11 protein-coding genes and 5 tRNA genes are annotated in these 11,849 nt (G+C 65.1%); 12 read left to right on the forward strand and 4 right to left on the reverse strand.

The window, feature by feature from the left end:
• The first annotated feature begins 2 nt into the window (after positions 1–2).
• On the forward strand, positions 3–2,168 hold the full coding sequence (locus GAK28_RS11285; protein WP_291778745.1) for a transferrin receptor-like dimerization domain-containing protein: 2,166 nt from the start codon (positions 3–5) through the stop codon (positions 2,166–2,168).
• An 18-nt stretch (positions 2,169–2,186) separates the two neighbouring features.
• On the opposite strand, the gene GAK28_RS11290 is transcribed toward GAK28_RS11285, so the two are convergent.
• Positions 2,187–2,729 carry a Smr/MutS family protein gene (locus GAK28_RS11290; RefSeq protein WP_291778704.1) on the reverse strand — a complete coding sequence of 181 codons (543 nt, stop codon included), beginning with the start codon at positions 2,727–2,729 and terminating at the stop codon, positions 2,187–2,189.
• Between the two features lie 117 nt (positions 2,730–2,846).
• On the opposite strand from GAK28_RS11290, the gene surE reads away from it, so the two are divergent.
• The 4 genes from surE to GAK28_RS11310 are packed head-to-tail and all read left to right on the forward strand — an operon-like array spanning position 2,847 to position 5,989.
• Positions 2,847–3,626: a 5'/3'-nucleotidase SurE gene (gene surE, locus GAK28_RS11295; RefSeq protein WP_291778707.1), complete on the forward strand. Its 780-nt coding sequence runs from the start codon at positions 2,847–2,849 to the stop codon at positions 3,624–3,626.
• A 4-nt stretch (positions 3,627–3,630) separates the two neighbouring features.
• On the forward strand, positions 3,631–4,311 hold the full coding sequence (locus GAK28_RS11300) for a protein-L-isoaspartate(D-aspartate) O-methyltransferase (RefSeq protein WP_291778710.1): 681 nt from the start codon (positions 3,631–3,633) through the stop codon (positions 4,309–4,311).
• A 29-nt stretch (positions 4,312–4,340) separates the two neighbouring features.
• Positions 4,341–4,949, forward strand: coding sequence for a DedA family protein (locus tag GAK28_RS11305; protein ID WP_291778713.1), 609 nt, complete (start codon positions 4,341–4,343; stop codon positions 4,947–4,949).
• A gap of 29 nt (positions 4,950–4,978) precedes the next feature.
• Positions 4,979–5,989: a peptidoglycan DD-metalloendopeptidase family protein gene (locus tag GAK28_RS11310; RefSeq protein WP_291778716.1), complete on the forward strand. Its 1,011-nt coding sequence runs from the start codon at positions 4,979–4,981 to the stop codon at positions 5,987–5,989.
• Between the two features lie 54 nt (positions 5,990–6,043).
• Here GAK28_RS11310 and panE read toward each other — a convergent pair whose 3' ends face one another.
• Genes panE through GAK28_RS11325 form a run of 3 tightly spaced genes read right to left on the reverse strand, consistent with a single transcriptional unit; the run spans position 6,044 to position 7,664 of the window.
• The gene (gene panE / locus GAK28_RS11315) at positions 6,044–6,973 is read right to left on the reverse strand and encodes a 2-dehydropantoate 2-reductase (RefSeq protein WP_291778718.1); all 930 of its coding nucleotides are present in this window, start codon (positions 6,971–6,973) and stop codon (positions 6,044–6,046) included.
• Positions 6,974–6,980: 7 nt separating this feature from the next.
• Positions 6,981–7,361 (reverse strand): Mth938-like domain-containing protein, encoded by a 381-nt coding sequence (locus tag GAK28_RS11320; RefSeq protein ID WP_291778720.1) that lies wholly within the window; start codon positions 7,359–7,361, stop codon positions 6,981–6,983.
• A gap of 6 nt (positions 7,362–7,367) precedes the next feature.
• Complete coding sequence (locus GAK28_RS11325; RefSeq protein WP_291778724.1) at positions 7,368–7,664, reverse strand: YhbY family RNA-binding protein; 297 nt, start codon at positions 7,662–7,664, stop codon at positions 7,368–7,370.
• Between the two features lie 85 nt (positions 7,665–7,749).
• Here GAK28_RS11325 and rlmE point away from each other — a divergent pair, with 85 nt between their 5' ends.
• The 7 genes from rlmE to GAK28_RS11360 all read left to right on the forward strand — a co-directional run bounded on the left by rlmE (position 7,750) and on the right by GAK28_RS11360 (position 11,455).
• On the forward strand, positions 7,750–8,400 hold the full coding sequence (rlmE, locus tag GAK28_RS11330) for a 23S rRNA (uridine(2552)-2'-O)-methyltransferase RlmE (protein ID WP_291778727.1): 651 nt from the start codon (positions 7,750–7,752) through the stop codon (positions 8,398–8,400).
• A complete protein-coding gene (gene ftsH, locus GAK28_RS11335) occupies positions 8,397–10,328 on the forward strand; it encodes an ATP-dependent zinc metalloprotease FtsH (RefSeq protein WP_291778730.1) in 1,932 nt (643 codons plus the stop codon). The genes rlmE and ftsH overlap by 4 nt, the downstream gene beginning before the upstream one ends.
• Before the next feature lie 544 nt (positions 10,329–10,872).
• A tRNA-Arg gene (locus GAK28_RS11340) sits at positions 10,873–10,949 on the forward strand.
• Between the two features lie 135 nt (positions 10,950–11,084).
• Positions 11,085–11,161: transfer RNA gene (locus GAK28_RS11345), tRNA-Pro, on the forward strand.
• A gap of 23 nt (positions 11,162–11,184) precedes the next feature.
• Positions 11,185–11,261, forward strand: a tRNA-Arg gene (locus tag GAK28_RS11350).
• A gap of 13 nt (positions 11,262–11,274) precedes the next feature.
• Positions 11,275–11,351: transfer RNA gene (locus GAK28_RS11355), tRNA-His, on the forward strand.
• Between the two features lie 28 nt (positions 11,352–11,379).
• Positions 11,380–11,455, forward strand: a tRNA-Lys gene (locus tag GAK28_RS11360).
• Positions 11,456–11,849 lie beyond the last annotated feature (394 nt).

Here is an 11,849-nt window from a genome sequence, read left to right on the forward strand (position 1 = left end):
TAGTGTCCCTCCTGCTCGGCGCGACGGGTGGAGCCTTCGCCCAGGAGGTGCCTGCGCAGGCCGAGCGGGAGCATCGTGTCGATGCGTCCATCGGTGCGTCCGATCTCGACGGCTGGCTGAAGCGTCTGACTTCGGCGCCCAACCAGGTCGGTTCGCCGCACAACAAGGAGAACGCCGACTTCATCGCCGACCGTTTCCGCGAGTGGGGCTGGAGCGTGAAGATCGAGCCGGTTCGCGTGCTGGTGGCGTATCCGACGGTGCAGAAGCTGTCGCTGACGGACGGCGACCACTATGCCGCCGACTTCAAGGAACCGGCGATACCCGGCGATGCCGACACGGCGCGCCAGGACGGCGTGCTGCCGGGCATGGAATCGTATAGCCCGGACGGCAACGTCGATGCGCCGTTGATCTACGTCAACGAAGGCCTGCAGAAGGACTATGACGAACTGGCGCGTTATGGCCAGTCGGTGAAGGGCAAGGTGGTGCTGGTGAAATCCAGCGGTGCCGGTCGTTGGGTGAAGCCGCGTTTGGCCCAGGAGCACGGCGCGGTCGGCGTGGTGATCTATTCCGATCCCGAGGCCGACGGCTATGCCAAGGGCGACGTGTATCCGACGGGCGCGTGGCGCACACCGCGCACGGTCCAGCGTGGCACGCTGGGCATCGACAGCGTGCTGGATGAGAAAGGCGCGAAGGCGATCCAGGCGCAGCGTCACACCGCCGACCTGTCGATCCCGGTCGTGACGATCGGTTACGGCGATGCCGAGCATTTCCTGCGTGCCCTGGGCGGTACGGCCGTGCCCAACCGCTGGCAGGGCGGGTTGCCGTTCGCGTATCACATCGGCGGCGATGCGTCGGTGCACCTGGAAGTTCGCTCGCCGTGGGAATGGCGAACGCTTTATAACGTGATCGCCACGCTGCGCGGTTCGGAGCGTCCGGACGAATGGGTGATCCGTGGCGTGCATCACGACGCGTGGGTCTTCGGCGCCTGGGATCCGTTGGCCGGTACCACCGCGATGCTGGCCGAGGCCAAGGCCATCGGCGAATTGGCGAAGGCCGGCCAGCGGCCGAAGCGCACGCTGGTGTTTGCCAGCTGGGACGGCGAAGAGCTGGGTATCCTCGGCTCCAAGGCCTGGACCGATCGCCACGCGGACGAGTTGTCGCGCAAGGCGGTGTTTTATCTCAACAACGATACGACCGGTCGCGGTTTCCTCTCCGCCGGCGGCGATCCGTCGCTGGCCGTCCTGGTCGATGGCGTTGCCAGCGATCTTCGCGATCCGGAAACCGGTGCGACCGTGCAGGCCCGACGCCTCGCCAAGCGTGCCGTGGATGCGGCGGAGAAGGGCAGGGATGCGTCCGGCGAGATCGTGCCGGCGCGCCTTGGCACCGGATCGGACTACCTGGCGTTCGCGCACCGCCTGGGTATTCCTTCGTTGCATGTGCGCTATGGCTACGACCGTGACGGCGACGAGGAAAGCGTGCCGGTCTACCACTCGCTCTACGACACGTACACGCATTACCAGCGCTTCGGCGATCCGGGCCTCGCATATGTTCGGCTGCTCGCCCAGACCAACGCGCGGCTGGTGTTGCGCGTGGCCGACGCGAATGTGCTGCCGTGGCGCTACACGGCGTTCGCCGCCTCGCTGGATCGCGATGTCGAACGGCTCGCGGCCGATGCGGCATCGGCGCACAAGGCGGCGCTTCGTCATAACGCGCTGGTGGAAAGTGATGCGTGGCGACTGGCGGCGGTGGCCTATCGGAAGACGGCGCCTCCCGACCGTGTCGACAATCGTTGGGAGGATGTCGATCTCTCCGCGCTGCGTGATGCCGTGAAGGAACTGCGTTTGGCCGCCGAAGCCTACGATCACGCGGCGGATGCGGCCGGCGCTGATGTGGCGCCCGCCAGGATCGATATCGCCAATCGGGCGATTCGCGACATCGGGCCCGCGTTCCTGCAAGCCTCCGGCCTGCCGCAGCGCCCCTGGTACCGGCATTTGTTGCAGGCACCCGGACGCAAGGAAGGTGAGGACGTGGCGCCGTTGCCCGGTATCGGGGACGCCATCGATGCGAAGGATTGGGCGCAGGCACGCGCCGAGGTGGGTCTCACGGTCGAGGCGACCCGTCGTGCGACCGCCGATCTGCGCAAGGCCACGCAAGCCCTGGCGCATTGAAGGAACACCGGCGCGGGGTCAGGCCTTCAGCAGCACGACCACCGCGCCGGTTCCGCCCTGCATGGGGCGGGCCGAGGCGAACGCGACGACATCGTCGCGTCGCCGCAGCAATTTATCGGTGAGCCCCTTGAGCACCGGGCCGGCCGCGCGCGAGCGCAGGCCCTTGCCGTGGATGATCCGCACGCAACGGATGCCGTCGCGATGGCATTCGGCAAGGAATTCGGTGATGGTGAGCTGGGCGGCAGCCGCGTTCATCTGGTGCAGGTCGACATCCGCCTGGATGCTGAACTGGCCGCGCTTGAGTTGCTTGAGTAGCTTTGGCGGATAGCCGTCGCGCAGGTAGGACAACTCCTCGCCCACCTCCAGGTCGGCCGGATCGTAGTCGAACAGCAGCGAGTCCGCTGCGACGGCGGCCTCGTCGGCATCGCGCATGACCGGCAACGGCGCCGGCCGAGGGCGTTCGGGCACGGCTTCCACCGGATCCATGGGGCGCACGTCGCCAATCGCCTCGCGGAAGAGACGGCTGTCGTCCTCGTGGACCGATGGCGTGCGACGTTTCATGGTTCACAATCCTAGCCGCTCTCGGTGAATCCCGCGCCCCGGTCCGGTAGACTTGGACGGTCGGGCGTCTTCCGTCTTAAGTCGGGGCGCCTTCTCCGTTTTTCGATCTGGATCAGCATGCAGGTTCTGGTAAGCAACGATGACGGCGTGGAAGCCCCGGGCATCCGGGTACTGGCTTCCCGCCTGGCCGAGTTCGGCGCGGTGACGGTGGTCGCCCCCGATCGCGACCGCTCCGGTGCGAGCAACTCCCTCACGCTCGACGCGCCCATTCGCGCGCAACGCCTCGACAACGGTTTCTACCGCGTTGCCGGCACGCCCACCGACTGCGTTCATCTCGCGCTGGCGGGTCTGCTCGAGCACGAGAGCGACATCGTGGTATCCGGCATCAACAATTGCGCCAACCTCGGCGACGACGTCATCTACTCCGGCACGGTCTCGGCCGCGATGGAGGGGCGTTTCCTCGGTCTTCCGGCCATTGCCGTGTCACTGGTCACGAAGGAAGGCACCGGTCGCCACTTCGATACTGCCGCCAGCGCCGTGCTCATGCTGATGCGCCAGCTCATCGCCGATCCGCTGCCGGCGGACACCATCCTGAACGTCAACGTCCCGGACCTGCCGTGGAGCGAGATCCAGGGCTTCGAGGTCACCCGCCTCGGTAAGCGTCATCGTGCCGCGCCGGCGATCCGCACGGAAGATCCGCGCGGTCGCACGATGTGGTGGATCGGGCCGCCGGGCGAGGTCGACGACGACGGTCCGGGTACCGATTTCAACGCAGTGCGTCGCGGCTATGTGTCCGTCACGCCGATCCACACCGATCTCACCCGCTTCCAGGCGCTGGACAAGGTAAGCCACTGGGCCACGGCGCTTTCGTCCTCCATGGGCGAGGAGGCGGCCTGAGGTGGTGAACCTGCACGCCCTGCCACCCTCGGCCCTGCGCGGCGAAGGCATGACTTCGCAACGCGCGCGCGATCGCCTGGTGGCGAAGCTGGTGGAGGAGGGCATCCGCGACGAGCGCGTGCTCGAGGTGATCCGCCAGTTGCCCCGCCACCATTTCATCGACCAGGCGCTGCATTCGCGCGCCTATGAAAACACCGCGCTGCCCATCGGTCACGGACAGACCATCTCCCAGCCGTGGATCGTGGCCCGGATGACCGAGGCGTTGATCGAACACGGGGTACCCGAACGGGTGCTCGAAATCGGCACGGGATCCGGCTACCAGGCCGCCGTGCTCGCCGGGATCGTGCCCACCGTGTACACGGTGGAGCGCATCGAGGAACTGCTTCGCCAGGCGCGTCGTCGGTTCCGGCAGCTGGGCATCGAGAACCTCCGCTCCCGTCACGATGACGGCAAGTTGGGCTGGGAATCCGACGCGCCCTTCGACGCCATCCTCCTCACCGCCGCTGGCGACCGCATCCCGATGAAGCTGCTCGACCAGCTGAAGCCGGGCGGCGTGCTGGTAGCACCCGTCGGCAGCCCGAGCCAGCAGGTGCTGGTGCGCCTGCGCAAGACGGAGCAGGGCGAGGTGCAGCGCGAAGAACTCGGTCCGGTCAGCTTCGTGCCGCTTCTCGGCGGCATCGGCTAATGGACTTTCACTACAGGGGAAACCGCTGAATGCGGCTGTTCGCTTCACTCTACGAGCGTGCCATCGTCTGGGTGCGTCACCGCCATGCGGTCCGTTATCTTGCCGGCCTTTCCTTCGTGGAGGCCTTCATCTTCCCGATCATGCCGGAAGTGATGCTGGCACCGATGATGCTGGCCGAGCCCCGCAAGGCGTTCCGCTACGCCAACTGGAGCCTGCTCTTCTCGCTGATGGGCTCACTGGTCGGCTATGCGCTGGGCCACTTCGCGTTCGAAGCGCTGAAACCGGCGCTCGATTCGATGCACCTGCTCGCACCCATCATGAAGGGCGTGGCAGACCTCCAGGCCAAGATGCAGTCCCACGCGCTGGGGCTTTACGTGGTGCTGTTCATGGCCGCGTTGCAGCCGGTGGTGCCGATGAAGTTCGTCACCTGGGCGTCGGGTATCGTCGGCGTGCCGGTGCTGCCCTTCCTGCTGTGCGTGCTCATCGGCCGGGGCAAACGGGTCTGGTTGCTGGCGCTCCTGGTCCGTCTGTTCGGTGAACGCGCGGAACAGATGCTGCGCAAACACATCGAGTGGATAGGCTGGGCTGTTATCGTGATCCTCGTCCTGCTGGCCCTTTGGTGGTTCCTGTTGCGATGAGTGAACGTGCAAGGAAATCCGCGATGTCCATGACCCGACCGCTGTGCCTGGCCGCCGTCGTCGGCGCCGTCCTCGTGCTGACCGGCTGCGGCATCACCCGCAGTTCGGTCGTCGTGACCCGTTCGCCCGGCAGCTACGAGCCGATTACCCATAGCCGGGTACCCGACAACAACGCGCCGGCACCGGCGCCGGGTGGCAGCTACCACGTGGAGAAGGGCGACACGCTTTACAGCATCGCGTTCCGCAACAAGGTCGATTTCCGCGACCTTGCCAGCTGGAACGGCATCGCATCCCCCTACACCATCTGGCCAGGGCAGGAGCTTCGCCTGTCGGCTCCGGGTGGCGCCAAGCCTGCGGCGTCCGAAGCCCCGCATGCGGCCGCCCCCGTCGTCGCCGCTGCGGTGCCGCCTGCGGCGCACGCCGCCTCCACGCCTCCGGCTGCCGGTCAACCCGGCTTCCAGGGGGTCTCCGAAGCCGAGGCCAAGCCACCCGTCGAGCCCGCACCGGCCACCACGACCAACACGCCGGTCGTTGTCGCAGGTAAGCCGGCCGAATCCGTGGTGCCGCCGCCGCAACCGGTCGCTCCCGCGAACACGCCGCCTCCACCGGTCGAAAACCCCTCCGCTGCCACGCCGATCATCGCCACCGGCGCCACCCGCAACGCGGGCGGCATCACCTGGCGCTGGCCGGCCGATGGCTCGTTGATCAAGAAGTTCTCATCGGGCGACGCGATCCCGGGCATCGAGATCGCCGGCAAGAACGGCGATCCCGTGCGGGCCGCCGCCGATGGCGTGGTGGTGTACAGCGGCAACGGCCTCGTGGGCTACGGCGAGCTGGTCATCATCAAGCACAGCGACAGCTTCCTCTCCGCCTACGGTCATAACCGCAAGCGCCTGGTGAAGGAAGGTGAGAAGGTGAAGGCCGGCCAGGTCGTGGCCGAGATGGGTTCGTCCGGTGCTACGCGTGACGAGCTGCAGTTCCAGATCCGTCGCGACGGCAATCCGGTCGACCCGTTGCAGTACCTGCCGCCGCAGAAATAATCCATGTAGGAGCGCGCTTGCGCGCGATCGCGCGCAAGCGCGCTCCTACAACGATTAGCGGGCTCGACGAGCCTCGAAAGCCTGCAGGTGCGCCCAGGCGACTTCCAGCATCGGCGCCTTCACCCCCGCCTCGTGCGCCCGGCGCAGCATGTCGCCGACGATGTGGTCGCCTTCGATTCGCTGGCCTGATTCCAGGTCGCGGAGCATCGACGCGGTCAGTGGCGAGCCTTCCTGGGTGAGGGTGGTCCATGCACGCGACCGCGCCTGGTCCGGCACGGCATGTCCGGCCGCCCGCGCCACCGCCAGGCATTCCTCATACATGTGCTCGACGAGTCGACGACCGTCGTCGGTGCCGACGATGTCTCCGACCGCTGCCCTGAACAGGCAGGTGGATCCCGCCAGTGCCGTGAGGAAGGTGAACTTGGCCCAGAGGTCGCGGGCGATATCGCTGGAATGACTGTGGTCCACGCCTGCCTTGGCGAAAGCGCTGGCAATCGCCTCGCAGCGGCCGCCATGGGCCTGGCCGTCGCGCTCGCCGAAGGTGACCGAGGCGCCGTTGCCGAAGTGGATCACTTCACCGGCCGGCCCCTTGGCCGCGCTGATCACGCACAGGCCGCCGATGACCCTGTCGGCGCCGAAACGGCGATCCAGCACGGGGTAATGGGCAAGGCCGTTGAGGATGGGCAGCACGGCGGTGTTGTCGCCGACGGCGGGGGTGATCGCGTCGATGGCCGACGACAGGTCATAGGCCTTGCAGGAAAGCAGCACGAGGTCGAACGGACCGGCGCTCGCTACATGCTCCGCCGTCGTATGACGGACGCTTACCGTCGCATCCCCTAGCGGGCTGCGGATGACCAGGCCTTGCTGGTCCAGGGTGGCTGCGCGCTCGGGGCGGACGAGGAAAGTGACGTCCACGTTGGCCTGGGCCAGGCGTCCACCGAAGTATCCGCCGGTCCCGCCGGTGCCTAGGACCAGGATACGCATGATGCGATCAGCTCTTGGGGGGAAGGATGAAGGCGGCCAGCACGCGGCGGCCTTCGCCGGCCAGCAGGCTGTAGGTACGGGCGGCGGCGCCGCTGGTCATGGCCTCGACGCCGATGCCGCGGCGGAGGAAGCCCGCCATCACTTCGGCCGGGGGAAACACCTGGCGCTCACCGGTGCCGACGATGACGATCTCGGGCTTCAGCGCCGCGATGGTCTCGACATCAGTGAGACTCATCTGCTTCGCGTCGGAAACACCCCAGTCCTCGACCACCTGTTCCGGCGTGACCAGCAGGCTGGCGTGGAAGTCGCGATCGACGATCGTGACGGTGTCGGCGCCGACCCGGCGCACGAAGAGGTAATCGCCGGGGCGATCGAGGGTGAGGTCCATGGGACGTTACCGGGGCAGGGCCAGCTTGGGATCCTGGTCGTTACGGCGGAACAGGACGACCACATGGCCGATCTCCTGGACTTTCTCGGCACCGGTGTGGCCGGTGAGGAAGTCGATCTGCTCCTGCCGTTCGTCCTTGTCGCCGCCGGAAAGCTTCACCTTGACCAGTTCGTGGATGTCGAGAGCGGAGGCCAGTTCCTTGGCCACGGCCTCTGTCGCGCCCTTGTTGCCGAGCAGGATGACCGGCCTCAGGTCGTGGGCGAGGCTGCGGAGGTAACGGATCTGGGTAGCGGAGAGCGACATTGCGTTCAGGTTCGATGTGCGGCGGACAGGTTGCAAAGGGTATCATGCAAGGCCCGCTACTCATTAAGAATCCGGTCAAGAGCCCATGGCACGCAGTAAGACCAGCTCCCGTTGGCTGAAAGAGCACTTCGACGATCCCTACGTCAAGAAGGCTCAGGCCGAGGGTGTGCGTTCCCGCGCCGTGTACAAGCTCGAGGAGCTGATCGACCGCGATCGCCTCATCAAGCCGGGCATGACCATCGTCGACCTGGGCGCCGCCCCGGGCGGATGGTCGCAGCTGGCGCGCAAGCGCCTGGGCGATACCGGCAAGGTCATCGCCCTCGACATCCTGCCCATGGTCGGCTTGGCCGGCGTGGACTTCATGCAGGGCGACTTCCGCGAGGAGTCGGTGCTGCACGAGCTCGAGTCCATGCTCGAAGGCCAGAAGGTCGATCTTGTCCTGTCGGACATGGCCCCCAATATGTCAGGTGTGGCACTCGCCGACCAGATCCGAGCAATGGACCTGTGCGACCTCGCCCGGCAGTTCAGCCTGGACTGGCTGAAGCCCGGAGGGTCGTTCCTGGTGAAATTGTTCCAGGGGGCGGGTTTCGACGATTACCTGAAGAACTTGCGCGCCGACTTCAGTCGCGTGACGATGCGTAAACCGAAGGCCTCCCGCGCGCGTTCGCGAGAGGTCTATGCGCTGGCGACGGGCCTCAAGGCCACGTCCCGGCAACCTGGCGAGAACCGCGCATGAACGAGATGGCAAAAAATCTGTTGCTCTGGCTGATCATCGCGGTGGTCCTGCTGACCGTGTTCCAGACCTTCAACCCGCATGGCGGATCGTCGCAGGACATGTCCTACACGGCCTTCGCCCAGCAGGTGGATAACGGCAACGTCGCCAGCGGTACGATCACCTCCACCGCTCCGCCCACCATCACCGGCAAGCTTAAGGACGGCGGCACCTACCGCACCGTCGTGCCGGTGGTCGGCCTGTCCAGCAGCGACCTCGTGAAGCAGATGCGCGACAAGGGCGTCGAGCTTCGCCAGGAGCCTGCCGACAACGGCTTCTCACTGCTGGGCCTGGTCTTCAACTGGCTGCCGATCATCATCTTCGTGGCCGTGCTGATCTGGTTCATGCGCCAAATGCAGGCGGGCTCCGGCGGTCGCGGCGCCATGAGCTTCGGCCGCTCGCGCGCCAAGCTGCAGGGCGAGGACCAGGTCAAGGTCAACTTCTCCGACGTTGCCGGTTGCGACGAGGCCAAGGAAGAGGTCGGCGAGCTGGTCGAGTTCCTCCGCGACCCGGGCAAGTTCCAGAAGCTGGGCGGCAAGATTCCCCGTGGCGTGCTGATGGTGGGCCCGCCCGGTACCGGTAAGACGCTCCTCGCCAAGGCCATCGCCGGCGAGGCCAAGGTGCCGTTCTTCTCGATCTCCGGTTCCGACTTCGTCGAGATGTTCGTCGGCGTCGGCGCCAGCCGCGTGCGCGACATGTTCGAGCAGGCCAAGAAGCACGCCCCCTGCATCATCTTCATCGACGAGATCGACGCCGTCGGCCGCCATCGTGGCGCCGGCATGGGCGGCGGTCACGACGAGCGCGAACAGACCCTCAACCAGCTGCTGGTCGAGATGGACGGTTTCGAAGGCACCGAAGGCATCATCGTTATCGCTGCCACGAACCGTCCCGACGTGCTCGATCCGGCGCTGCTGCGTCCGGGTCGCTTCGACCGCCAGGTCGTCGTGGGCCTGCCGGACGTGAAGGGTCGTGAGCAGATCCTCAAGGTGCACATGCGCAAGGTGCCCACGGCCGCCGACGTGGACGCGATGACCATCGCCCGTGGCACGCCCGGCTTCTCCGGTGCCGACCTCGCCAACCTCGTCAACGAGGCTGCGCTGTTTGCCGCGCGTGAGAACGCCCGTGAAGTGCGCATGAGCCACATGGATCGCGCCCGCGACAAGATCCTGATGGGTGCGGAACGCCGCTCGATGGCGATGAACGACGAGGAAAAGCGTCTCACCGCCTACCACGAGGCCGGTCACGCCATCATCGGTCGCCTCGTTCCCGAGCACGATCCGGTCTACAAGGTCACCATCATTCCGCGCGGTCGCGCCCTCGGCGTCACGATGTACCTGCCCGAAGGCGATCGCTACAGCATGAACAAGGTGGCCATCGAATCGCAGCTGTGCTCGCTCTATGGCGGCCGTGTGGCGGAGGAGATCATCTTCGGCCACGACAAGGTCACCACGGGTGCCTCGAACGACATCGAGCGCGCCACCAAGATGGCCCGCAACATGGCCACCAAGTGGGGCCTGTCCGACGAGCTGGGTCCGGTCACCTACGGCGAGGAGGAAGATGAAGTCTTCATCGGTCGCTCGGTGACGCAGCACAAGAGCGTCTCCAACGAGACGGCACGCAAGATCGACGAAGTGGTGCGCACCATCCTCGACCGCGCTTACGCGCGCAGCAAGGACCTGCTCACCACCAACATTGACAAGCTGCACGTGATGGCCGAGGCGCTGCTGCAGTACGAAACGATCGACGCACGCCAGATCGACGACATCATGGCTGGCCGCGAGCCAGGTCCGCCGGCTGACTGGCAGAAGCCGGGCACCACGCCGCCGCCTCCGCCGCGCGGAGACGCCGGTGCGGCGCCGGACAAGGTCGGCAAGCCGGCTACGCAGGTCTAAGCAGGGAAGGGCGGCCATGGGCCGCCCTTCTTCGTTATGGGGCTGTCCTGGGTCAGGGTCTCCCGACTCCGGGTGGGAGCCGCTTCAGCGGCGATCCTGCGGCAGCAGGCGTCTTCCGGGGCCGTCGATAGGGTACGCAGCGTCAGGCCATCTCCAGCGCCGCAGGAGCGCATTCCTGCCGTCAGGCATCGAAGTGTTCCGAGGGATGCCTCCGGGGGCCTTGCGGGGTCTACGACACCCAAACCCTCCACGCATCCAGATGCTGTCCAGGGGCATGGTGTCGCGGGCAGCGATCCAGGCGATCGTTTTGCCGCATCTCGCGCCAAACACCTTCAAATCAGGCTTTCTGCGACAAGTTGTCATGCGAAAGCTAAGCCGTTCTTCCATAAAGAAACGGCCATCCATTTGACCGCTTCGTTACCGTCGCGCGAAAAAAAGTTTCAAAAAAGTGTTGACGAGCACCCGCGATATCTGAATAATTCCGCTTCTCGACACGGCGACAACGCTTCGCAGCGGTAGTCATCGGGTCAAAGGTTTAAAGTGTGCGCCCGTAGCTCAGTTGGATAGAGTACCAGGCTACGAACTTGGTGGTCGGGAGTTCGAATCTCTCCGGGCGCACCATCTTTAAGCAGGTTGTCGCAGAAATGCGGTAACCACGGTAGTTGAAAGTGTGGTGTGTTCATACGGATTGACGGGCTTGGCTGTGACCCGTAGCATCTGACAGCTTCACCAGGTTATCGGTGTCGCTTTAGGTTTCGGGGTATAGCTCAGTCTGGTAGAGCGCCAGCTTTGGGAGCTGGATGTCGGGGGTTCGAATCCCTCTGCCCCGACCACTGGTGTTCTACGTACAGTGCCTGCGCCTGTAGCTCAACCGGATAGAGCATCGGCCTTCTAAGCCGACGGTTGCAGGTTCGATTCCTGTCGGGCGCGCCAGTTCAGTTTTATGGTGGGCGTAGCTCAGTTGGTTAGAGTACCGGATTGTGATTCCGGATGTCGTGGGTTCGAATCCCATCGTCCACCCCACTTTTAGCGTGTTACAATTTGTGTTTCCGGGCCGTTAGCTCAGCTGGTAGAGCAGTTGACTCTTAATCAATTGGTCCTAGGTTCGAATCCTAGACGGCCCACCAATTCCAAACACCGGTAGCGAAAGCTATCGGTGTTTTTTTATTGCCGTGTTTGATTCTGATTTTTATTAGACGGCAATTAATTCGCACTTCGATTCCGGGGCTGGCCCTCAACATCGCAACGATGTCTTCGCCCGTCGTCATCTCGGGCAGGTGCTTGATTCACTACTCATGCTATCGCCGACTCTCGACATGTTGACGCTCCACCGGATGGCGTTGATGGGCGGAATCGGCACATGTGGGGCGTTTTCTCATCGCATGTGATCTTGCCCCCGTTTCACGGACACCCCTATAAGCGATTAACTATCGCAATAGGAGGTGGACGATGACCAAGAGCAAGGCAGGCAGAAAGGGGCAGGAGTTCAGCCTGGAGTTCAGGCAGCAGGCACTGTTGCGA

It is taken from the genome of Luteibacter sp. (assembly GCF_009912395.1).
Classification (GTDB): domain Bacteria; phylum Pseudomonadota; class Gammaproteobacteria; order Xanthomonadales; family Rhodanobacteraceae; genus Luteibacter.